Below are 21098 nucleotides of genomic sequence, written 5' to 3'. Positions count from 1 at the left end.
GGACGACGGGTCGAGTTCTCCACAGCGCCGGGACGGTGTCCCGGCCGTTGTCGGTGGCCGCACCTAACGTCGCGGACAGGTCGGCAGATGCCCGGCCGGCAGACCCGAGGACGGAGTGGACCATGGCCGGTGGAGACCGCGAGAAGGCGCTCGACGTAGCGCTCGCGAACATCGAGAAGCAGTTCGGCAAGGGGTCGGTGATGCGGCTCGGCGACGAGACCCGCGCACCGCTCGAGGTGATCCCCACGGGCTCGATCGCCCTCGACGTCGCCCTCGGCCTCGGCGGCCTGCCGCGCGGCCGCGTGGTGGAGATCTACGGTCCGGAGTCCTCCGGAAAGACGACGGTCGCCCTGCACGCGGTGGCCAGCGCCCAGCGCGGCGGCGGTGTCGTCGCGTTCATCGACGCCGAGCACGCGCTCGACCCCGACTACGCCAAGGCGCTCGGTGTCGACACCGACGCGCTGCTGGTCTCCCAGCCGGACTCCGGTGAGCAGGCCCTCGAGATCGCCGACATGCTGATCCGCTCCGGCGCCCTCGACCTGATCGTCATCGACTCCGTCGCCGCGCTGGTGCCCCGCGCCGAGATCGAGGGCGAGATGGGCGACTCCCACGTCGGCCTCCAGGCCCGCCTGATGAGCCAGGCGCTGCGCAAGATGACCGGTGCCCTCAACGGCGCCGGCACGACCGCCATCTTCATCAACCAGCTCCGCGAGAAGATCGGCGTGATGTTCGGCTCGCCCGAGACCACGACCGGTGGTCGCGCGCTGAAGTTCTACTCCTCGGTCCGCCTCGACGTGCGTCGCATCGAGACCCTGAAGGACGGCCAGGACATGGTCGGCAACCGGACCCGGGTCAAGGTCGTGAAGAACAAGGTCGCCCCGCCGTTCAAGCAGGCCGAGTTCGACATCATGTACGGCAAGGGCATCAGCCGCGAGGGCGGTCTGATCGACGTGGGCGTCGAGGCGGGCCTCGTCCGCAAGTCGGGTGCCTGGTACACCTACGAGGGCGACCAGCTGGGCCAGGGCAAGGAGAACGCCCGCGGCTTCCTGCGCGACAACCCCGACCTCGCCGACGAGCTCGAGAAGAAGATCCTCGAGAAGCTCGGGGTGGGCCCGACGGTCGACAACCCGGCCGACGACCTGACCGACGACCCCATCGGTGTCGATGACTTCTGAGCCCGCGTCGGGTGAGCGGGTCGAGACCGAGGCCGAGGCTGAGGAGCGGGCCCGCTCGATCCTGCTGAACCAGCTCACCGCGCAGGCGAGGAGCCGGTCGCAGCTGGCGGACAAGCTGGCGGCCAAGGACGTCCCCGACGACGTGGCCGAGCGCCTGCTCGACCGGTTCACCGAGGTCGGCCTGATCGACGACGAGGCGTTCGCCCGGGCCTGGGTCGCGAGTCGCGGTCCGGGCAAGGGCCTCGCCCGCCGTGCGCTGTCGGCGGAGCTGCGCCGCAAGGGGGTGGCGGACGACGACGTCCGCACCGCCCTCGACGAGCTCGACCCCGACGACGAGCGCGAGGCGGCCCGGGTCCTGGTCCGGCGCCGCCTGCGCTCGGTCCGCGGGGTGGAGACCGCCAGGGCCACCCAGCGGCTGGTCGGGATGCTCGCCCGCAAGGGGCACCCACCGGGGGTCGCGTACGCCGTGGTCCGGGAGGTCCTGGCCGAGGACCGCGCGGACGCCGCGGACCTGCCCGAGGAGATCGCCACCTGACCGCCCCGGGGTGCGCCCTAGGGTGATCGGCATGCTCGAGCTGCTCCGCCTCCCGCCCGGCGCCGTCGACCTGTCCTCGTACGACACCCGGGCCACGCCCGGGTTCGAGGGGGACAAGGCGGCCGGGCGCGAGGCCCTGGCCGCGCTGGCGCCGGACCTCGGCGACCTGCAGGAGCGGCTGTTCGCGGAGCGGGTGACCGGCTCGACGCGCAGCGTGCTGCTCGTGCTGCAGGGCATGGACACCGCCGGCAAGGGCGGCACCGTCCGTCACGTGGCCGGGCTCGTCGACCCGCAGGGCCTGCGGATCACCGGCTTCGGCGCCCCGACCGACGAGGAGCTCGCCCACGACTTCCTCTGGCGCATCCGCCGGGCGCTGCCGGCCGCCGGTCAGGTCGGGGTGTTCGACCGCTCCCACTACGAGGACGTCCTGGCCGCCAAGGTCCGCTCGCTCGCCGACGACACCGAGATCGAGCGCCGCTACGGCGCGATCAACGACTTCGAGGCCGAGGTGGTGGAGTCGGGGACCCGGGTCGTGAAGTGCCTGCTCCTGATCTCGCCCGAGGAGCAGAAGGAGCGCCTGCTGTCCCGGATGGACGACCCCACGAAGCAGTGGAAGCTCGCCACCTCCGACATCGACGACCGGGCCCGGTGGTCCGACTACGTGGCGGCCTACGAGACCGCGCTGGAGCGCACCAGCACCGAGGTCGCCCCGTGGTTCGTCGTCCCGGCCGACCGCAAGTGGTACCGCAACCTGGCCGTGGCCCACCTGCTGCGCGACACCCTCGCGGAGATGGCGCCCGTCTGGCCGCCCGCACAGGTCGACGTCGAGGGTGAGCGGCGCCGGCTGCTCGAGCAGGACCCGATCTCGTGACCGGGGAGGGGGCGCTCGCCGCCGTCTCCGCGACCCGGTACGTCGCCCCGCTCCGGGAGGGCGGGTCGCTGCCGGGCCTGATGGAGGCCGACGACCTCGGCACCTACGTCGTGAAGTACCGCGGCGCCGGCCAGGGCCCGCGGGTCCTCGTGGCCGAGGTGGTGGTGGCCGGCATCGCCGAGGCCATCGGCCTGGCCACCCCGCGGCAGGTCACGGTCGACCTCACCAAGGCGCTGACCCGGTACGAGGCCGACGAGGAGGTCCAGGACCTGCTGCGCGCCAGCGTCGGGCTCAACCTGGGCGTGGACTTCCTCCCCGGCGCCTTCGGGTACGACGGCCAGGCGGCCGCCGAGCCCGACGTCGCCGCCCGCGTGCTGTGGCTCGACGCGCTGTGCGCCAACGTCGACCGCAGCTGGCGCAACCCGAACCTGCTGTGGTGGCACCGGCGCCTGTGGGTGATCGACCACGGCGCGGCGTTGTACTTCCACCACTCCTGGCCCGGCGGCGTCGGCGACCCCGCCCGCTTCGCGGCCCAGCGCTGGGACGCGAGCGACCACCTGCTCACCACCCACGCCGGGCGCGCCCGCGAGCTCGACGAGGAGCTCGGTTCGTTGCTGACCACGGAGCGCCTGGAGGGCGTCCTCGCCCGCGTGCCCGACGCCTGGCTCGACCCGGTGCCCGGCGCCGAGGACCCGGCGGCGCTGCGGGCGGCGTACGTCGCGTTCCTCACCGCGCGCCTCGGCACCCGCCAGTGGCTCCCCGGGGGCGAGGCGTGAGCGCGGCGTACGAGTACGTCGTCCTGCGCTGCGTGCCCCGCGCGCACCGTGAGGAGTTCCTGAACGTCGGCGTGGTGCTCCACAGCCAGGACGCCGACCTGCTCGCCGCGGCCTGGCACGTCGACGCCGACCGTCTCCGGGCCCTGGACCCCTCCGTGGACCCCGTGGACGTCGAGACCGCGCTGCGGTTCGTCGACGCGGTCTGCGCGGGCGACCCGGGGACCGGGGGAGAGCCCGCCCGCGGCACCCGCAGCAGCCGGTTCGGCTACCTCAAGGCGCCGCGCAGCACCGTCCTGCGGCCGGGGCCCGTCCACGGCGGCGTCGCCGACGACCCGCAGGCGTGCCTGGAGCGGCTCCTGGAGATCCTCGTCCGCTGAACGGAGACCGGCGGTCGCGACGCGGTCGTCGCGGGGCTCCTCCCCGCTCGACCACCTCGGGGCCCTAGACGGGGACGAGCTCCACCGCGCCGACGGCGTACCGGGCGAGGACGACGCGGGCGACCTCGGGGTGCGCGCCGAGCGGGGCCGAGACGGCGACGGCGCCGGCCTCGAGGGCGAGCTCGGAGGCCCGGTCGTGCAGGAAGCCCGGGGTCAGGAACAGCGATCCGACGGCGATGTGGCGTCGTCCCTCCCCGCGGAACGCCCGGACGGCCTCGCCGGTCGCCGGCGGGGCGGAGGCGGCGTACGCCGCGGTGACAGGCAGCTTGTGGTGGGTGCCCCACAGCCGCGCCAGGCGGGCGACGGCCGCGTTGGTCAGGTGGTCGCTGGTGCCCGACGCGGCGAGCACGAGCGCGTCGAGCTCGCAGACCCGGGCGGCGGCGAGGCTGTCGCGCAGCCGCACGTCGAGGACCTCGAGGAACGCCGGCTCGAGGCCCAGCACCGCCGAGGCGCGCAGCCGGACGCCGGGGTGCCGGACGGCGGCGACGGCGATCGCGGCGTCGACGTCGGCACCGCACAGGTGCGGCTCGGTGAGCAGCAGCGGCACGACGACCGCCTCCTCGACCCCGTCGGCCGCGAGGCGGGCGACGACCTCGAGCAGCGTCGGGCCGCCGTGCTCCAGCGCGGCGGACTCGACGCGGAGGTCGGGGCGGGAGCGCCGGACCTCGGCGACGAGGTCCGCGACGGACCTCCGCGAGCGGGGGTCGTCGCTGCCGTGGGCGAGGGCGACGAGCGCGGGAGCTGTCATCGCGGTCTCCTGTCGGGCGGTGGCGGGTGCCGGGTGGGATGGGTGGGTCGAGTCGGGCCAGCTCAGAGGTGGATGCCGCACTCGGTCTTCGAGGTGCCGGCCCAGCGGCCGCTGCGGGCGTCCTCGCCCGGGGCGACGCGGCGGGTGCAGGGCTCGCAGCCGATCGACGGGAAGCCGTCGTGCACCAGCGGGTTCACCAGCACGTTGTTCTCGGCGACGTACCGGTCCACGTCCTCGTCGGACCAGCGGGCGAGGGGGGAGACCTTGACCTTCTGCTTGCGGGCGTCCCAGCCGATGACGGGGGCGACGACCCGGTTGCGGGTCTCGGCACGGCGCATGCCGGTGGCCCAGGCGTCGTACCCGGACAGCATCCGGCTCAGCGGCGCGACCTTGCGCATGGCGCAGCAGGCGTCGGGGTCGCGGCGGAACAGGTCCTTGCCGTACTTCTCGTCCTGCTCGGCCACGGTCAGCTCGGGCGTGGCGCTGATGACGTTGACGGGCAGCGTCGCGGCCACCGCGTCGCGGGTGCCGATGGTCTCGACGAAGTGGTAGCCGGTGTCGAGGAAGACGACGTCGACCCCGGGGGCGACGCGGGAGGCGACGTGGGACAGCACGCCGTCCGCCATCGAGGCGGTGACGCAGAAGCGCGCCCCGAAGGTGGCGACGGCCCACTCGATGATCTGTTCCGCGGGGGCGAGCTCGAGCTCGGCGCCCATGTGACTGACCAGCTCGCGCAGCTCCTCGGAGCTGCGGCCCTCGGTGTGGGTGCCCTTGAAGTCCCGGGCGGCCTGGGTGGTGGCCGTGGTCATCGCGCACCGCCGGACGGGGTGATCTGGCCGAGGAAGGTCACCGCGAAGGCCCGCAGGCAGGCCCGGCACTCCCAGCCGCCGGTCTCCTCACGTGGCCAGAGGTCCGTCTCGGCGCAGTACGGGCAGTGGAACGGCGAGGCCGCACGCGAGGAGCTCATGCGTTCTCCAGCGTCTTGTCACCCCGCAGCAATTCCTCGTCGGCCCGGGCGACCCAGGCGGCGAAGGACTCGCCGCCGTCGGCCCGGTCGGCGAGGTAGCTGCTCACGACGGCGGTGATGTAGTCGTCCAGCCCGGCGCTGGTGACCTTGTGGGCCCGGAGCTTGCGCCCGAAGACCGCGTCGAGGCCGGCGGCGCCGCCGAGGTGGACCTGGAAGCCCTCGACCTGTTCGCCGTCCACCGTGACGAGCTGGCCCTTGAGGCCGATGTCCGCGACCTGGGTGCGGGCGCAGGCGTTGGGGCAGCCGTTGACGTTGACGGTGATCGGGGTGTCGAGGTCGGGGAAGCGACGCTCGAGCTCGGCGACCAGGTCGCGGGCGCGGTCCTTGGTGTCGACGATCGCGAGCTTGCAGAACTCGATGCCCGTGCAGGCCATCGTGCTGCGTCGCCACTGCGAGGGCCGGGCGGTCAGGCCGAGCTCGTCGAGGTCGTCCAGCAGCGCGTCGACCGCGGCAGGCGGGACACCGATCAGCACGATCTTCTGGTACGGCGTCAGGCGCGCCCCGGCGACACCGTGCTTCTCCATGAGGTCGGCGAGGCCGGCCAGCAGCGTGCCCGAGACCCGGCCGGCGGTCGGGGCGAGGCCGACGTACTTGAGGCCGTCCTTCTGGTCGTGGACGCCGATGTGGTCGCGCACGGTGCCCGGCGAGGGCGGCGAGGGGCAGGAGACGAGCTCGCGGCCGAGGTACTCCTTCTCGAGGACCTCGCGGAACTTCTCCCCGCCCCAGTCGGCGACGAGGAACTTCAGGCGGGCCTTGGAGCGCAGGCGGCGGTAGCCGTAGTCGCGGAAGATGCCCGCGACGCCGGCCCACACGTCGGCGACCTCGTCGGTCGGGATCCAGACGCCGAGCGGCACGGCGAGCTTGGGGTTCGTCGACAGACCGCCGCCGACCCAGACGTCGAAGCCGGGGCCGTGCTCGGGGTGGACGGTGCCGACGAAGGCCACGTCGTTGGTCTCGGGGGAGACGTCGTGGCTCGGGTGGCCGGTCAGCGCGGTCTTGAACTTCCGCGGGAAGTTCGAGAACGCCGGGTCGCCGATGAAACGGGCGCGGATCTCGTCGAGCGCGGAGGTGCCGTCGATGATCTCGTCGGCCGCGACCCCGGCGACGGGCGAGCCCAGGAAGGGACGCGGCGAGTCACCGCAGGCCTCGAGGCTGGACAGGCCCGCCTCGTCGAGGCGGTTCCAGATCTCGGGGACGTCCTCGATGCGGATCCAGTGGTACTGGATGTTCTCGCGGTCGGTGACGTCCGCGGTGTCGCGCGCGAAGTCGACGCCGATGGTGCCCAGGGCCCGGACGGCGGCCGGCGTGAGCAGCTGCCCGTCGGAGCGGACCCGCAGCATGAAGTAGCGGTCGTCCAGCTCCTCCTCCTCGAGGACGGCGGTCTTGCCGCCGTCGATGCCGGGCTTGCGCTGGGTGTAGAGCCCCATCCAGCGGAAGCGGCCGCGGAGGTCGGCCGGGTCGATCGAGTCGAAGCCGCGCTTCGAGTAGATGTGGAGGATGCGGTCCCGCACGTTCAGCGGGTCGTCGTCCTTCTTGGACTGCTCGTTCTTGTTCAGCGGCTCGGTGTACCCGAGCGCCCACTGACCCTCGGCGCGCTTGGGGCGCGGGATCTCGGTGTGCTTCGCGGGCTCGGGCTTGTACCGGAGGTCAGGCATGCGGAGGAAGTCCTCGATCAGGTCGCAGGAGGCCCGACGGCGGTGTCGGGCGCGGGGGTGCGGGTCGGCGCCTCAGGAGGACGGACACATCGCGGAGCGGGTGCGCCCGAGGTCCACGTGGCGACGCGCCACGAGATGGGCGTGCGTCACCGGCGAGATCATGGAGTCAGTCTCACCCTCCGGACACCGTGCTCACAACTTGAGATCTCATGATGCGGACGGCGAGTCCATCATGTGGACACGGCGCCCTGCGACGACTCACTCCTCCGGGTACCCGAGACCGATCTCCCACCCGTCGTCCTCAAGCGGTTCGAGCAAGCGCATGTCGGCCTCCCCGTCGTCCAGGGGGAGGACCTCACGGCCGCGGGACCGTCTCGCCGTCACTCGTCGACCTCGAAGCCCATGTCCTTCAGCGGGTCGAGGAACTCCGGGTCCTCGTCGCTCGGCGCCGCGCTGAAGCTCACGACGACCCACCGTCCGTCGCCCTCGGCGACAGCCGTCCAGTAGTCGCCCCCGTCGCCGGACTCCACGCTGTCGGACACGCCCTGCAGGCGGTCCGACGGATCCTCGTCGTACACGTCACCGGACAGGGTGAGCTCGCTGTGGTCGCAGCGCAGCTCCTCCACCGGCTCGGCCCAGTCCTCGGGCTCGGAGTCGGGGTAGGGGTAGGGCTCCGGCTCGGAGATCGTGCCCTCGTCACAGACGGCCTCCATGGCCTCCGAGAGCTCCGGCGGGGCGCTGCTGCACGAGACGAGGAGTGCCGCGCCGGCGGCAGCGGACGCCACCGGGAGGAGGGCACGAGGTGCGGTCGGCATGCCGACACGATGCCCGCGGGACCCCAGGGGAAACCCACGACTCCCGCCCAGGGCCGGCGTGGACCTACGCTGGGAGCCATGGCCGACGTGAACGCCCTGACCAGCTCCGCGTACTCCCAGGCGCTGGAGGTGATTGCCTCCGTCGAGCCGCGGATCGCCGAGGCCACCCGCGCCGAGCTCGCCGACCAGCGGGGGTCGCTGAAGCTCATCGCCTCGGAGAACTACGCCTCGCCCGCCGTGCTGATGACGATGGGCACCTGGTTCTCCGACAAGTACGCCGAGGGCACGGTCGGCCACCGCTTCTACGCCGGTTGCCAGAACGTCGACACCGTCGAGTCGCTCGCCGCCGAGCACGCCCGTGAGCTGTTCGGGGCCGAGTACGCCTACGTCCAGCCGCACTCGGGCATCGACGCCAACCTCGTCGCCTTCTGGTCGATCCTGGCCCACCGCATCGAGCAGCCCACGCTGGCCGACGCTGGTCTGAAGAACGTGAACGAGCTCTCCGAGGCCGACTGGGAGACGCTGCGCCGGAAGTTCGGCGAGCAGCGCCTGCTCGGCATGAGCCTCGACGCCGGTGGCCACCTCACCCACGGCTTCCGCCCGAACATCTCCGGGAAGATGTTCCACCAGCAGCAGTACGGCACGGACCCGGAGACGGGCCTGCTCGACTACGACGCCGTCGCGGCCAAGGCCCGCGAGTTCAAGCCGCTGGTGCTCGTCGCCGGCTACTCCGCGTACCCGCGCCGCGTGGACTTCGCGAAGATGCGCGAGATCGCCGACGAGGTCGGCGCCACCCTCATGGTCGACATGGCGCACTTCGCCGGCCTCGTGGCCGGCAAGGTGTTCACCGGGAACGAGGACCCGGTGCCGCACGCCCACCTCGTCACGACCACGACCCACAAGTCGCTGCGCGGCCCGCGCGGCGGCATGGTGCTGGCCACCGAGGAGTACGCGCCCAGCGTCGACCGCGGTTGCCCGATGGTCCTCGGCGGACCGCTGTCGCACGTCATGGCCGCGAAGGCCGTCGCGTTCGCCGAGGCGCGCCAGGACTCGTTCCGCACCTACGCCCAGCAGGTCGCCGACAACGCCCAGTCGCTCGCCGAGGGGTTCAACCGCCGCGACGCGAAGCTCGTCACCGGCGGCACCGACAACCACCTCGTGCTGCTCGACGTCTCCGGCTACGGCCTCACCGGCCGCCAGGCCGAGGCCGCGCTGCTGGAGGCCGGCATCGTCACCAACCGCAACTCGGTCCCGGCCGACCCGAACGGCGCCTGGTACACCTCCGGTATCCGCTTCGGCAGCCCCGCGCTGACCACCCGCGGCTTCGGCAAGGACGAGTTCGACGCCGTCGCCGAGCTCGTCACCCAGGTGCTCACCCAGACCGAGCCGGGGACGACGAAGGCCGGCGCGCCGTCGAAGGCGACGTACCGCCTGGCCGACGGCGTCGCCGAGAAGGTCCGCGCCGAGGCCGCCGACCTGCTCGACGCCCACCCGCTCTACCCGGGCATCGACCTGTCCTGACCCGCGCCCGCGTCGCTCCCGCTCGACCTCCGGGAGCGCCCGGCGATGAAACCCCGACCTGGCTGGCGAAGTTTCGTCGGCCCGGTCGGGGTTTCACCAGCCGGCTGGTGAAACCCCGAGGTCCGTGGGGCCTGTGTGGCTCGTGAGGTTCGTGGGACCGCCGGATCGGCGGCGGCGTCGCCGGGCGTACGAAACCCCGACCTGGCGGACGAAACTTCGTCAGCCCAGTCGGGGTTTCACCAGCCAACCCGTGAAACCTGAGGCAGATGGGGCCCGTGGGACGAAGCGGCCCAGGAGCGGGGGAGCCGTCAGGAGCGCCAGCGGTACTCCAGCTCGGGGCGGCCGGCGCCGTAGCGGGGGCGGCGCTCGAGGGCGCCCGACTCGGCGAGGTGCTCGAGGTAGCGGCGGGCCGTGACCCGGGAGGCGCCGGTGACGGCGGCGACCTCGCTGGCCGACAGGCCCCCAGCGCCCCCGGCGGCTGCACCGGCGGCCTCGCGCACCGCGGCGGTGACCCGACTCAGCGTCTCGGGGCTCATGCCCTTCGGCAGCGCGTCCGAGACCGGTGAGCGCAGGGTGCCGAAGGCGCGGTCGATCTCGTCCTGCACCACCTCCGTGCCGTCGGTGACGAGGCTGCCGCGGTACTCGGCGTACCGCTGCAGCTTGGAGCGGAACGTCGCGAAGGTGAACGGCTTCAGCAGGTAGAGCGCCACGCCCTGCGCCACCGCCCGGCGTACGACGTCCGCGTCACGCGCCGAGGTGACGGCGATGACGTCGCACCAGTGGCCGGTGGCGCGGAGCCGCGTGAGCAGGGCCAGGCCGTGCCCGTCGGGCAGGTGGAGGTCGAGGAGCAGCAGGTCCACCGGGCGGCCCGCGGCCTGCTCGGCCTCGAGCACCCGCACCGCCTCGCCGAGCGACGCCGCGGAGCCGACGGCGGTGAAGCCCGGCACCCGGCCGACGTACGACACGTGGGTCTCGGCGGCGATCGGCTCGTCCTCCACGACGAGCACGCGCACGCTCACGGCGCTCACGACCGGCCCGCCAGCGGGACGGCGGGCGCGGCGCTCGGTGCCGGCGCCATGACGACCTCGATCCGGGCGCCCCCGAGGTCGGAGCGGCCCAGGGTGACCTCGCCGCCGTGGCGGCGCGCCGCGGCGGCGACGAGCGCGAGGCCGAGACCGCGGCCGACGGCGTCGCCACCGGCCTTCGTGCTCCAGCCCCGCTCGAGCGCGTGGGACACGGCGTCCTCGTCGAACCCGGGCCCGTTGTCACCGACGACGACCCGCACCGCCTCGGCGCCGCCGAGCTCGACCCGGACCCGGCGGGTCTCCTCGCCCGAGACCGCGTCGAAGGCGTTGTCCACGAGGTTGCCGACCACGGTGACCAGGTCCCGCGACACCTCCCGGGGGACCTCGCCGCCGGCGCCGAGGTCGCCCGAGACCTCCAGCGCGACACCCCGCTCCGTCGCCTGGGCGAGCTTGCCGAGCAGCAGGGCGGCGACGACGGGGTCCCCGACGGACTCGATCACCTGGTCGGTGAGCAGCTGCGCCAGCTGCAGCTCCTCGGTCACCAGGTCCACCGCCTCCTCGACGCGTCCGGTCTCCAGCAGGGACACCACGGTGTGCAGCAGGTTGGCCGACTCGTGGCTCTGCGCCCGCAGCGACTCCGTCAGCCCGCGGACGGCGTCCAGCTCGCCGGTCACTGCCCGCAGCTCGGTGTGGTCGCGCAGGGTGACGACGGAGCCGACCTCGCTGTCCTGCCAGGTGGCCGCCGACGTGCTCACCAGCAGCACCCGGTCGCCGACCAGGTAGAGGTCGTCGGGGGAGGTGTCCCCGCCGGTGGCGGCGTCGACCAGCCCGGGCGGCAGGTCGAGGTCGCTCAGCGGCCGGCCCGCGGCGTCCTCGGGAAGCGACAGGAGCCGCCTCGCCTCGGCGTTGACCTGCTGGACACGGCCGTCCCGGTCCAGCAGCAGCAGGCCCTCGCGGACCGCGCCCAGGACGGCACTGTAGTACTCGTACATCCGGGTGATCTCCCGCTCGCCCAGCCCGTGGGTCTGCCGGCGCACCCGTCGGTGCACCAGGGCGGAGCCGACCAGGCCGAGGGCGAGGACGACGAGCGCAGCGACGCCGACGAGCGCGAGGTCGTCGCCCAGGCTGCGTCGGATCGACTCGACCGTGATCCCGACCGACACCAGCGCCACCGGACCCGCGTCGCCGCGGACAGGCACGACGGCCCGCATCGACGGACCCAGCGTGCCCTCGAACTCCTGGGTGAGGACGCCGCCCCGCGGAGCGTCGCCGAGGTCGCCGACGAACCGCTCGCCGATGAGGTCGGGGTCCGGGTGCGTCCACCGGATCCCCTCCGTCGTCATGATCGTCACGAAGTCGACGTCGGCGTCGGTGCGCACCGACTCCGCGAAGGGCTGCAGGGTCGCGCTCGGGTCGGGGCGACGCAGCGCCTGGGTCACGGCGGGGGAGTCGGCCACGGCGCGGGCGACCGCGACCGCCCGCTCCGTCGCGGCGGCGCGGGCGTCGCGCTGGGCGTCGTACGCCGCGAGGCCGGCGGTGACCAGCACGGTCGTCACGACCAGCACGACCTGGAGCAGCAGCACCTGGCGTGCGACCGACCAGCCCCGGGCGCCCATGGGGTCATCATGCCGCCCGCGAACTCAACGACCACAAGGGTGACCGGGCTCACAGCCGCGACCAGAGTGCGTGACGACCGCCACGTCCGCGGCGGTCGCGAACGAAGGGAACAACCCATGGCCACCACGCACACGGGGCAGCAGAAGGGGCAGCCGAAGCGCTCCTCCGCCCGCGCCTCGCACGCCCTCTACCTCGCCGTCATCGCCGCGGTGGCGTTGGGCATCCTCGTCGGGCTCGTCGCACCGGGCTTCGCGGTGCAGCTCGAGCCGATCGGCGACGGGTTCATCAACCTGATCAAGATGATGATCCAGCCGGTCATCTTCTGCACGATCGTCCTCGGGGTCGGCTCCGTGGCCAGCGCGACCAAGGTCGGCAAGGTCGGCGGCATGGCGCTCGGCTACTTCCTCGTGATGTCCACCGTCGCCCTCGCGATCGGCCTCGTCGTCGGCAACCTGCTCGACCCGGGCTCAGGGCTGAACCTGACCTCGGAGCTCGCCGCCGAGGGCCAGTCCAAGGCCGCGGACGGCCACGCCAGCACCACCGAGTTCCTGCTCGGGATCATCCCGACCTCGCTGTTCTCCGCGCTGACCTCCGGCAGCGTCCTGCAGACCCTCTTCGTCGCCCTGCTCGTCGGCTTCGCGCTGCAGCGGATGGGCAGCGCCGGCAAGCCGGTCCTGACCGTCATCGGGCACCTGCAGAAGGTCGTCTTCCGCGTCCTCGCCATGATCATGTGGGCGGCCCCCGTCGGCGCCTTCGGCGCGATCGCCGCCGTCACCGGCCAGGGCGGCGTCAGCGCGCTGGCCAGCCTCGGCGTGTTGATGATCGGCTTCTACATCACCTGCCTGCTGTTCGTCCTCGTCGTCCTCGGCACGCTGCTCAAGGCCGCCACCGGCGTCGGCATCTTCGGCCTGCTGAAGTACCTCGGCCGCGAGTTCCTGCTGATCCTCGCCACCTCGTCGTCCGAGTCCGCCCTGCCCCGGGTGATCGCCAAGCTCGAGCACGCCGGCATCGACAAGACCACCGTCGGCGTCGTCATCCCGACCGGCTACTCGTTCAACCTCGACGGCACCGCGATCTACCTGACGATGGCGTCGCTCTTCATCGCCGACGCCCTCGGCGACCCGCTGAGCATCGGTGAGCAGGTCGGCCTGCTGCTGTTCATGATGATCGCCGCGAAGGGGGCCGCCGGCGTCACCGGCTCCGGCATGGCCGTCCTCGCCGGTGGCCTGCAGTCCCACCGTCCCGACCTGGTGGACGGCGTCGGCTTCATCGTCGGCATCGACCGGTTCATGTCCGAGGCCCGCGCGCTGACCAACTTCGCCGGCAACGCCGTCGCCACGGTGCTCATCGGCCACTGGACCGGCGGCATCGACCGCGCCCGCTTCGACAGCGTCCTGCGGGGCGACCTGCCCTTCGACGAGTCGACGATGGTCGACGACCACGGCGACGACGCCCCGATGGTCGAGGACGCCCCGACCCGGACGACGGGGACGACGCCCACGCTGGCGAAGAGCTAGTCCACAGGTCGCACCGCGACCAGCAGGTCGCGGTGGATCGAGGAGTCCACCCGGTGCGCGAGGTCGAGCCACGGGCCGCTGTCCAGCGGTTCGAGCCCGGCCTCGCGCACCGTCGTCGTGAGGTCCTCCCGGCTCATGGTGTGCGTGTTCCAGGCGATCGCGAGCGCCCCGCCGCGGTGCAGCTGTGCGGCCCAGACCGGCACGGACTCGGCCAGCAGCGAGGCGGGGGAGCGCTCCCGGGCGGCGGCGTCGGAGCCGCGGCGGGCGCCGTGCACCACGCCGTACGGGGCGTCGAGGACGACCGCGTCGAAGCCCCGGCGGCCGCACAGCTCGTCGGAGCGGCGCCCGTCGCCCTCGAGCAGGGCCAGCGAGATCCGCTCCTGCAGGGTCGGCGGCGTCAGCGCGACGTCGAGCCGGCGGCCGATGCGCCGGCCGTCGCGGCGGATCGGGGTGACGTCGGCGGTGTGCTTGACCCGGCCGCGCCGCAGGTAGGTCTTGAGGAACGCCGCGGTCGCGTCGAGGGCCTTGGGGTCGCGGTCGACCCCGACCGCCTCGTGGCCGAGGCGGACCGCGGTGGTGAGGGTCGTCCCGCGCCCGCACATCGGGTCGAGCACCCGGCGGCGCCCCGGCGGGCGCCGGACGGCCGCCAGGGCGAGGTTCAGCATCAACCGCGTGAACTGCTCGTTGGTCTTGCCGGGGTACTTCGGGATGGTCACGAGGTCGTCGTCCAGCAGCTCGGGCCGCTCGACGGCCACCGGCCGCAGCAGGTCGCCGTCCTCGAGGGCGTACAGGGCGAGGAGCGCGGAGTGGTGGCCGATCCGCTCGGGCACCTCGTCGGCGTCGAAGCCGAGGTACTGGATGCCCGCGAGCTCGACCGGGGCCACGTCGGTGACCTCGGGGCAGAGCAGGGCGAGCTCGGCCAACGCCAGGCGGCCCGCCGCCCGCGTGTAGACGTGGTTGGCCGAGGGCTCCCGCAGGGCGAGGTAGCGGGTCATGCGACGACGGGGGTGGTGCGCTCGACGATCGCGGCGTGGTCGCCCGAGGTGAGGGCGCCGAAGGTGCCGTCGGTGGTCGGGGCCAGCCGGGAGGCGCAGAAGACGTCGGCCACCTCCTCCTGCCCGCCGGTGACGAGCAGCGCCCCCTGCAGGCAGGCGGCCATCCGCCCGGCGAGCCGGCGGGCGAGGCCCTCGGCGCCCACGGGGTCGGCGAGCAGCTCGCCCAGCAGGCCGAGCACGTCGTCGACCGCCCGGTCGAGGCGGGCGTCCGCGCCGCGGGCCCGGCCGACCTCGTCGACCCAGGCGTCGAGCGCGGCGGGCTCACGACCCAGTGCCCGCAGCACGTCGAGGGCGTTGACGTTGCCGGAGCCCTCCCACACCGAGTTCAACGGCGACTCGCGGAACAGCAGCGGCATGCCGGACTCCTCGACGTAGCCGTTGCCCCCCAGGCACTCCAGCGCCTCGGCGACGACCGCCGGGGTGCGCTTGCACACCCAGAACTTCGCCAGCGGCAGCCCGATCCGCAGCAGCGGGTCGTCGCGGTCGACGGCGGTGGCGAGCCGCAGCGCGAGCGCGGTGGCGGCCTCGGACTCCACCGCGAGGTCGGCGACCACGTTGCGCATCAGGGGGGCGTCGGCCAGCCGGCGCCCGAAGGCCGAGCGGTGCGCGACGTGCCACGACGCCTCCGCCACCGAGCGGCGGACCAGGGCCGCCGAGCCCAGCACGCAGTCCAGCCGGGTCGCCGAGACCATCGCAAGGATGGTGCGGACACCGCGGCCCTCCTCGCCGAGCAGCCACCCGTGCGTGCCGTCGAGCTCGAGCTCCGCGGAGGCGTTCGACCGGTTGCCGAGCTTGTCCTTCAGCCGCACGACCTCCAGCGGGTTGCGGGTCCCGTCGGGCAGCACCCGGGGGACGACGAAGCACGACAGCCCGCCCGGCGCCTGCGCCAGCACGAGGAACACGTCGTTCATCGGCGCCGAGGTGAACCACTTGTGGCCGTCGAGGACGTGGTGCTCCCCGGCCGGGGTCGCGGTCGTCGTGGTGGCGCGGACGTCGGAGCCGCCCTGCTTCTCGGTCATCCCCATCCCGGCCAGCGCGCCCAGCTTCTCGCCGACCGGGCGCAGCCCCGGGTCGTACGACGTCGAGGTGAGCGCGGGCTCCCAGGTCGCGGCCAGCGCCGGGGTCGCCCGCAGCGCCGGGACGGCGGCGTACGTCATGGACAGCGGGCAGGCGTGACCCGGCTCGACCTGGCTCCAGGCCAGGAAGCCGGCCGCGCGGCGCAGGTGCGCGTCGGGCGCGTCCGGTGCGGCGGCCCACGGGGTGCCGCCGAGCCCGAACCCGACACCGCGCTCCATCAGCCAGTGCCAGGAGGGGTGGAACTCGACCTCGTCGACCCGGTTGCCGTACCGGTCGACCGTCCGCAGCGTGGGCGGGTGCTCGTTGGCGAGGCGGCCGTGCTCGCGGGCCTGCTCGGACCCGGCGAGCCGACCGAGCGGCCCGAGGTCGGCCAGCAGGTCGTCGGCCGAGCCCCGCGCGTGGCGGCGTACGGCGTCGACGAGGGCGGCGTCGCCGGACACCACGTCGTGCCCGACGAGGGGCGGCGGCTGGTTCGGCGCGGTGCGTGAGGCGACCCGCGGCGAGAGGCGCGCGGAGCCCTCGCCGGAGACCTCGGAGGGGGCGTGCATGCGGATACCGTAGGTCCATGAGTGCAGGTGGTCGGGCTGTGCCCGCGCCTGCCGCGGGGGAGGACTCGCGGGAGGGGCGGGGCGCCCGCGCCCTGTTCCTGCTCCGCCGCCTGGTGACGGTGACCGTCGCGTCGTGCCTGCGGCACCGCGTCGCCGGCCTGGCGGGGGAGGCCGCGTTCTTCGCGGTGCTGTCGCTGCCGCCGCTGGTCTTCGCGCTCGCCGGTGCCATCGGGTTCGTCTCGGAGCGGTTCCCGCCGGCCCAGGTCACGGACGTCCGTCAGGCGGTCCTCGACCTGTCGACGCAGGCGCTGACCGACTCAGCGGTCGACCGGATCATCGCCCCCACCATCGACGAGGTGCTGTCCGGCGGCCGCGCCGACGTCATCTCCATCGGCTTCGTGCTCGCGCTGTGGTCGGGCTCGCGTGCCCTCAACGTGTTCGTCGACACCATCACGATCATGCACGGGCTCGGCGGGCAGCGCGGGATCGTGGCGACCCGCATGCTGTCGTTCGGGCTTTACCTGCTCGGGCTGCTCACCGGCATGCTCGGCATCCCGCTGGTCGTCGCCGGGCCGCGGCTCGTGACCAGCCTGCTGCCCGAGCGGCTCGAGTTCCTCGCGATGTTCTACTGGCCGACGGTCCTGGTGGTGTGCATCTGCTTCCTCGCCACGCTGTACCACGTGTCGGTGCCGGTGCGGACGCAGTGGAGCTTCAACCTCCCCGGCGCCGTGTTCTCGCTGCTGGTGTGGGTCGGTGGCTCCTCGGTGCTGCGGTGGGTGCTCACCGTGACTGCCGCCGAGTCGCGCTCGGTCTACGGTCCCCTGTCGGCGCCGATCGCCGTGCTCCTGTGGCTCTACCTGCTCGCCATCGCGGTGCTCATCGGGGCGGCCGTCAACGCGGCCTTCGACGAGGTGATCGGCCAGAAGTCGACGGCCACCGCGCGCCGTGAGCTGGCCGCGCGCCTGCGCCGTACGGTCAACGGCCGCCCGCTGCGACGCCGCACGGAGCCCCCGCAGGACGACGAGGGGCCTCTGCCAGACTGAAAACGTGGGCACCGTCAGAATGCCGACCCCGGTCGCCGTCGCCATGGGGGCTCTCATCCTCCTCGCGGGCTACCTCCTCGGCGTCGTCGCCGGACCCGACGGACCCGAGCGGACCGTGGGCACCGTGGAGTCCTTCGACGCCGCCGGCAGCGTCCTGTGCCTCTCGGGGGACGACGTCGCGGCGCTCGACGAGGCCGCCTCCGACGTGGCCGACGAGAGCGGCGACGACGACCTGCTCTGCGGGCGCTGGGAGCGCAGCGCGGGCTCCGAACGACCCTCGGCGGGGGACGAGTTCCGCTTCGTGGTGGTCCGCACCACCGACGCCCCCGCCGACGAGGCGACGGACGATCCGGACGACGCCTCGGGGCGGGTGCTGATCTACGGCGCCGTGGTCGACTAGGTTCCGCACGTGGCCGGTGAACCCGTGGAGGTGTCCGCCCCGGGCGACCGGGGTCGCGTCGACCTCCCCGAGCAGGAGAGCTCGCCGGTCTGGCAGCTCGCCAAGCGGCTGCTCCTGGCGCTCGGGATCCTCGTGCTCACCGTCGCGCTGGTGTACTTCGACCGCGGCGGCTACAACGACAACGGCGACCCCGACAACCGGATCAGCCTCGTCGACGCGATCTACTACACGACCGTCACGCTCTCGACGACCGGGTACGGCGACATCGCGCCCGCCAGCGAGCAGGCCAGGTTGGTCAACGCGTTCGTGATCACGCCGCTGCGCATCGCCTTCCTGGTCCTGCTGATCGGTACGACGCTCGAGGTGCTCGCCTCGCAGGGCCGCGAGGCGCTGCGGGTGCTGCGATGGAGGAGACGGATGGGACAGCACGTGGTGGTCGTCGGCTACGGGACGAAGGGCCGCAGCGCGGTCGACGTCCTGATCGGCAACGGGCTGGCGCGGGAGCAGGTCGTCGTCGTCGACTCCGACCCCCACGCCCGCGAGGACGCCCACGAGGACGGCTTCGCCGTGGTGGTCGGCGACGCGACCCGGCGCGAGGTGCTCCGTCGCGCCCGGGTGGCCGACGCCGCGCAGGTCATCATCACCACCGACCGCGACGACTCGAACGTGCTCGCCACCCTCACCGTCCGCCAGCTCAACCCCGAGGCGAAGATCGTCGTCGCGGTCCGCGAGCACGAGAACGTGCCGCTGGTCCGGCAGAGCGGGGCCGACTCCGTCATCACCTCCTCCGACGCCGTCGGTCGGCTGCTGGGCCTCTCGACCCTGTCGCCGACGCTCGGCACGGTGATGGAGGACCTGCTGACGCGCGGCGAGGGCCTCGAGGTCGCCGAGCGCGACCTGCTGGTCGCCGAGGTCGGCTCCCCGCCGCAGTCGGTGCCGGACCAGGTCATCGCCGTGGTGCGCGACGAGAAGGTCTACCGCTACTTCGACCCCGTCGTGACCCGGCTGGCGCGCGGCGACCGGCTGATCGTCGTCCGCCCGGCGCAGGAGCGGCCCTGGGCCCCGCGACCCGGCACCCACGGGGAGACCGTCTCCACCGAGTCCGACGACTGACCCGCGACGCCACGGATGAGCACGCTCGAGTCGCAGCAGTTCGGGCGCCGGCGCCGCCGGAGGCTCTCCGACCGGCCGGGTCCGGCGATCGTGCTCGGGTTCGCCGGTGTCATCGCCGTCGGCACGGTGGTGCTCCTGCTGCCGGTCTCGCGGGCCGGTGCCGACTCGCCGTCCTTCTTCGACGCGCTCTTCACGGCCACGAGCGCGGTGTCGGTGACCGGGCTGACCTCCGTCGACACCGCGACGTACTGGTCGTCGTTCGGGCACGTGATGATCCTGGTGCTCTGCCAGGCCGGCGGGTTCGGGATCATGGCGCTCGCCTCGCTGCTGGGCCTGCTGGTGACCAAGCGGCTCGGGCTGCGCAGCCGGTTGACCGCGGTCGCCGAGACCAACACCGTCGGTCTCGGCGAGGTGCGTGAGGTCCTCTTCGGCCTGATCAAGGTCACGGCCGTCATCGAGGCCACGCTCACCGTGATCCTGACCCTCCGGCTCTGGCTCGGGTACGACGAGCCGTTCGGCCGGGCCCTCTGGTACGGGCTGTTCCACGCGGTGTCGTCGTTCAACAACTCCGGGTTCTCGTTGTGGGACGACAGCCTCGCCCGCTTCGTCGGCGACCCGCTCGTCGTCGTCCCCGTCTGCGTCGGGGTCTTCCTCGGCTCGATCGGGCTGCCGGTCCTGCTGGAGCTGCGCAAGCGGGTGCTGCCGGTCCGGGAGTGGTCGCTCCACACCAAGATGACGCTCGGCGGCTGGGTCGCCCTGCTGCTGCTCGGCTGGCTCGCGCTGACGGCGTTCGAGTGGACCAACCCCGCCACCCTCGGCGGCGAGCCGGCCGGCACCCGCCTGCTGGCGGGCTTCACGATGTCGGTGATGCCGCGCTCGGCGGGTCTCACCACCGTCGACTACGGCGCCATCACGGGCGAGTCCGCCCTGGTCACGACCATCCTCATGTTCATCGGCGGCGGTGCCGCGAGCGCCGGCGGCGGGATCAAGGTGACCACCTGGGTGCTGCTCGGCCTCGTGATCCTGGCCGAGGTCCGGGGCCAGCGCGACGTGGAGACCGCCGGGCGCCGCATCGGCGACCGCACCCAGCGCCAGGCGCTGGCCGTCGCGACGCTGACGCTCACCATCCTGCTCGGCGCGACGCTCGTGATGATGGTGCTGACCGACCTCGACCTGGAGGTGGCGGCGTTCGAGACGGCCTCGGCGTTCACCACCGCCGGGCTGTCCGTCGCCGGGACGGCCGACCTGCCGCGCTCCGCCCACGTCCTGCTGATCGTGCTCATGTTCGTCGGTCGCATCGGTGCCCTGACGCTGGTCTCCGCGCTGGCGCTGCGCGACCGTCCGAACCTGTACCGCTACCCAGAGGGTCGTCCCCTCATCGGCTGACACCGACCGGCCCGGCCCTGCTTGGATGAGGCCGTGGCAGACAGGGACGCCGTGGCGGTCATCGGCATCGGACGCTTCGGGGAGTCGCTCGCCCGCGAGCTGATGGCCCAGGGCACCGAGGTGCTGGTCATCGACTCCAGCGAGCACACCATCCAGCGCATGTCGGGCGAGGTCACCCACGCGGTCGCCGCCGACTCCACCGACGAGCAGGCCCTGCGCCAGCTCGGCATCGACGAGTTCCAGCGGGTCTGCGTCGGCATCGGCTCCAACCTGGAGGCGTCGATCCTCACCTGCTCGGTGCTGAGGACGCTGGGCGTGACCTCGATCTGGGCGAAGGCCATCTCGGCTGCCCACGCCAGGATCCTCGAGCAGCTCGGCGTCGACCACGTCGTCCGGCCCGAGCACGACACCGGCCGCCGCATCGCCCACCTCGTGGCCGGCCGGCTGCTCGACTACATCGAGCTCGACGACGGCTACGCCATCGTCAAGATGCACCCCCCGGCGGCGATCCTCGACACCCCGCTCGGCGAGACCGGCGTACGCCGCCGGCACGGAGTCACGGTGATCGGGGTGAAGGAGCGCGGTGCCGACTTCCACCACGCGACCGCGGAGACCGTCGTGACCCGGGACTGCCTGGTCATCGTCTCGGGCCGCAAGGAGGACGTGGAGCGCTTCAGCGAGCTGTCGTGACCGCCCGGGGCTCAGGAGCCGCCGCCTAGATTGGGGTCATGGACGGGGGCCGGAGCTGAGGCGCAAG

Annotated in this window: 21 protein-coding genes; 12 read left to right on the top strand and 9 right to left on the bottom strand. The window is 73.2% G+C overall.

Annotation, left to right across the window (positions count from 1 at the left end):
* The first annotated feature begins 122 nt into the window (after window positions 1-122).
* Genes recA through Q0858_RS17535 form a run of 5 tightly spaced genes read left to right on the top strand, consistent with a single transcriptional unit; the run spans window position 123 to window position 3734 of the window.
* Window positions 123-1175, top strand: coding sequence for a recombinase RecA (gene recA / locus Q0858_RS17555; RefSeq protein ID WP_299057184.1), 1053 nt, complete (start codon window positions 123-125; stop codon window positions 1173-1175).
* The gene (locus tag Q0858_RS17550) at window positions 1165-1710 is read left to right on the top strand and encodes a regulatory protein RecX (protein WP_299057181.1); all 546 of its coding nucleotides are present in this window, start codon (window positions 1165-1167) and stop codon (window positions 1708-1710) included. Before recA ends, Q0858_RS17550 begins: the two co-directional genes overlap by 11 nt.
* A gap of 31 nt (window positions 1711-1741) precedes the next feature.
* On the top strand, window positions 1742-2581 hold the full coding sequence (locus Q0858_RS17545; protein ID WP_299057178.1) for a PPK2 family polyphosphate kinase: 840 nt from the start codon (window positions 1742-1744) through the stop codon (window positions 2579-2581).
* The gene (locus Q0858_RS17540) at window positions 2578-3357 is read left to right on the top strand and encodes a HipA family kinase (protein WP_299057176.1); all 780 of its coding nucleotides are present in this window, start codon (window positions 2578-2580) and stop codon (window positions 3355-3357) included. Before Q0858_RS17545 ends, Q0858_RS17540 begins: the two co-directional genes overlap by 4 nt.
* The gene (locus tag Q0858_RS17535; RefSeq protein ID WP_299057175.1) at window positions 3354-3734 is read left to right on the top strand and encodes a DUF3037 domain-containing protein; all 381 of its coding nucleotides are present in this window, start codon (window positions 3354-3356) and stop codon (window positions 3732-3734) included. Before Q0858_RS17540 ends, Q0858_RS17535 begins: the two co-directional genes overlap by 4 nt.
* A 64-nt stretch (window positions 3735-3798) precedes the next feature.
* On the opposite strand, the gene Q0858_RS17530 is transcribed toward Q0858_RS17535, so the two are convergent.
* From Q0858_RS17530 to Q0858_RS17510, 5 genes are all read right to left on the bottom strand, one after another.
* The gene (locus Q0858_RS17530; RefSeq protein WP_299057174.1) at window positions 3799-4542 is read right to left on the bottom strand and encodes a CbiX/SirB N-terminal domain-containing protein; all 744 of its coding nucleotides are present in this window, start codon (window positions 4540-4542) and stop codon (window positions 3799-3801) included.
* A gap of 62 nt (window positions 4543-4604) precedes the next feature.
* On the bottom strand, window positions 4605-5351 hold the full coding sequence (locus tag Q0858_RS17525; RefSeq protein WP_299057173.1) for a phosphoadenylyl-sulfate reductase: 747 nt from the start codon (window positions 5349-5351) through the stop codon (window positions 4605-4607).
* Window positions 5348-5509 (bottom strand): hypothetical protein, encoded by a 162-nt coding sequence (locus Q0858_RS17520; protein WP_299057170.1) that lies wholly within the window; start codon window positions 5507-5509, stop codon window positions 5348-5350. The genes Q0858_RS17525 and Q0858_RS17520 overlap by 4 nt, the downstream gene beginning before the upstream one ends.
* A complete protein-coding gene (locus Q0858_RS17515) occupies window positions 5506-7224 on the bottom strand; it encodes a nitrite/sulfite reductase (protein WP_299057167.1) in 1719 nt (572 codons plus the stop codon). Before Q0858_RS17515 ends, Q0858_RS17520 begins: the two co-directional genes overlap by 4 nt.
* Window positions 7225-7604: 380 nt before the next feature.
* Window positions 7605-8039, bottom strand: a complete 435-nt coding sequence (locus tag Q0858_RS17510) for a hypothetical protein (RefSeq protein WP_299057164.1) — start codon at window positions 8037-8039, stop codon at window positions 7605-7607.
* A 78-nt stretch (window positions 8040-8117) separates the two neighbouring features.
* Between Q0858_RS17510 and Q0858_RS17505 the strand changes: the two genes are divergently transcribed.
* Window positions 8118-9560, top strand: a complete 1443-nt coding sequence (locus Q0858_RS17505; RefSeq protein ID WP_299057161.1) for a glycine hydroxymethyltransferase — start codon at window positions 8118-8120, stop codon at window positions 9558-9560.
* A gap of 308 nt (window positions 9561-9868) precedes the next feature.
* Here the strand turns inward: Q0858_RS17505 and Q0858_RS17500 are convergent, their stop codons facing one another.
* Both Q0858_RS17500 and Q0858_RS17495 read right to left on the bottom strand, forming a co-directional pair.
* Entirely contained in the window at window positions 9869-10588 is a 720-nt protein-coding gene (locus Q0858_RS17500) for a response regulator (RefSeq protein ID WP_299057158.1), read from the bottom strand.
* Window positions 10585-12201, bottom strand: coding sequence for an ATP-binding protein (locus tag Q0858_RS17495; RefSeq protein ID WP_299057155.1), 1617 nt, complete (start codon window positions 12199-12201; stop codon window positions 10585-10587). The genes Q0858_RS17500 and Q0858_RS17495 overlap by 4 nt, the downstream gene beginning before the upstream one ends.
* A 117-nt stretch (window positions 12202-12318) precedes the next feature.
* On the opposite strand from Q0858_RS17495, the gene Q0858_RS17490 reads away from it, so the two are divergent.
* Entirely contained in the window at window positions 12319-13719 is a 1401-nt protein-coding gene (locus tag Q0858_RS17490) for a cation:dicarboxylase symporter family transporter (RefSeq protein ID WP_299057153.1), read from the top strand.
* On the opposite strand, the gene Q0858_RS17485 is transcribed toward Q0858_RS17490, so the two are convergent.
* Together Q0858_RS17485 and Q0858_RS17480 are read right to left on the bottom strand one after the other, a co-directional pair.
* Window positions 13716-14714, bottom strand: a complete 999-nt coding sequence (locus Q0858_RS17485; protein WP_299057151.1) for a site-specific DNA-methyltransferase — start codon at window positions 14712-14714, stop codon at window positions 13716-13718. The genes Q0858_RS17490 and Q0858_RS17485 overlap by 4 nt on opposite strands.
* Complete coding sequence (locus tag Q0858_RS17480; RefSeq protein WP_299057148.1) at window positions 14711-16399, bottom strand: acyl-CoA dehydrogenase family protein; 1689 nt, start codon at window positions 16397-16399, stop codon at window positions 14711-14713. Before Q0858_RS17480 ends, Q0858_RS17485 begins: the two co-directional genes overlap by 4 nt.
* Before the next feature lie 17 nt (window positions 16400-16416).
* On the opposite strand from Q0858_RS17480, the gene Q0858_RS17475 reads away from it, so the two are divergent.
* The 5 genes from Q0858_RS17475 to Q0858_RS17455 are packed head-to-tail and all read left to right on the top strand — an operon-like array spanning window position 16417 to window position 21031.
* The gene (locus Q0858_RS17475; RefSeq protein ID WP_299057146.1) at window positions 16417-17442 is read left to right on the top strand and encodes a YihY/virulence factor BrkB family protein; all 1026 of its coding nucleotides are present in this window, start codon (window positions 16417-16419) and stop codon (window positions 17440-17442) included.
* A gap of 4 nt (window positions 17443-17446) precedes the next feature.
* A complete protein-coding gene (locus Q0858_RS17470; RefSeq protein ID WP_299057145.1) occupies window positions 17447-17842 on the top strand; it encodes a hypothetical protein in 396 nt (131 codons plus the stop codon).
* Between the two features lie 9 nt (window positions 17843-17851).
* A complete protein-coding gene (locus Q0858_RS17465; protein WP_299057144.1) occupies window positions 17852-18955 on the top strand; it encodes a TrkA family potassium uptake protein in 1104 nt (367 codons plus the stop codon).
* A gap of 15 nt (window positions 18956-18970) precedes the next feature.
* Window positions 18971-20341, top strand: coding sequence for a potassium transporter TrkG (locus tag Q0858_RS17460; protein WP_299057142.1), 1371 nt, complete (start codon window positions 18971-18973; stop codon window positions 20339-20341).
* 33 nt (window positions 20342-20374) lie between these two features.
* Complete coding sequence (locus Q0858_RS17455) at window positions 20375-21031, top strand: TrkA family potassium uptake protein (RefSeq protein WP_299057141.1); 657 nt, start codon at window positions 20375-20377, stop codon at window positions 21029-21031.
* Window positions 21032-21098: the final 67 nt, after the last annotated feature.

This window comes from uncultured Nocardioides sp. (assembly GCF_947489365.1).
Lineage (GTDB): Bacteria > Actinomycetota > Actinomycetes > Propionibacteriales > Nocardioidaceae > Nocardioides.
The sequence above is the reverse complement of the archived record's forward strand: the minus strand, read 5'-3'. Positions and strand labels throughout refer to the sequence as shown.

Excerpts from the sequence above, each read along its gene's own strand:
- recA (WP_299057184.1), top strand. The coding sequence starts at position 123 with ATGGCCGGTGGAGACCGCGAGAAGGCGCTCGACGTAGCGCTCGCGAAC.
- Q0858_RS17550 (WP_299057181.1), top strand. The coding sequence starts at position 1,165 with ATGACTTCTGAGCCCGCGTCGGGTGAGCGGGTCGAGACCGAGGCCGAG.
- Q0858_RS17545 (WP_299057178.1), top strand. The coding sequence starts at position 1,742 with ATGCTCGAGCTGCTCCGCCTCCCGCCCGGCGCCGTCGACCTGTCCTCG.
- Q0858_RS17530 (WP_299057174.1), bottom strand. The coding sequence starts at position 4,542 with ATGACAGCTCCCGCGCTCGTCGCCCTCGCCCACGGCAGCGACGACCCC.
- Q0858_RS17525 (WP_299057173.1), bottom strand. The coding sequence starts at position 5,351 with ATGACCACGGCCACCACCCAGGCCGCCCGGGACTTCAAGGGCACCCAC.
- Q0858_RS17520 (WP_299057170.1), bottom strand. The coding sequence starts at position 5,509 with ATGAGCTCCTCGCGTGCGGCCTCGCCGTTCCACTGCCCGTACTGCGCC.
- Q0858_RS17515 (WP_299057167.1), bottom strand. The coding sequence starts at position 7,224 with ATGCCTGACCTCCGGTACAAGCCCGAGCCCGCGAAGCACACCGAGATC.
- Q0858_RS17510 (WP_299057164.1), bottom strand. The coding sequence starts at position 8,039 with ATGCCGACCGCACCTCGTGCCCTCCTCCCGGTGGCGTCCGCTGCCGCC.
- Q0858_RS17505 (WP_299057161.1), top strand. The coding sequence starts at position 8,118 with ATGGCCGACGTGAACGCCCTGACCAGCTCCGCGTACTCCCAGGCGCTG.
- Q0858_RS17495 (WP_299057155.1), bottom strand. The coding sequence starts at position 12,201 with ATGGGCGCCCGGGGCTGGTCGGTCGCACGCCAGGTGCTGCTGCTCCAG.
- Q0858_RS17490 (WP_299057153.1), top strand. The coding sequence starts at position 12,319 with ATGGCCACCACGCACACGGGGCAGCAGAAGGGGCAGCCGAAGCGCTCC.
- Q0858_RS17485 (WP_299057151.1), bottom strand. The coding sequence starts at position 14,714 with ATGACCCGCTACCTCGCCCTGCGGGAGCCCTCGGCCAACCACGTCTAC.
- Q0858_RS17480 (WP_299057148.1), bottom strand. The coding sequence starts at position 16,399 with ATGCACGCCCCCTCCGAGGTCTCCGGCGAGGGCTCCGCGCGCCTCTCG.
- Q0858_RS17475 (WP_299057146.1), top strand. The coding sequence starts at position 16,417 with ATGAGTGCAGGTGGTCGGGCTGTGCCCGCGCCTGCCGCGGGGGAGGAC.
- Q0858_RS17460 (WP_299057142.1), top strand. The coding sequence starts at position 18,971 with ATGAGCACGCTCGAGTCGCAGCAGTTCGGGCGCCGGCGCCGCCGGAGG.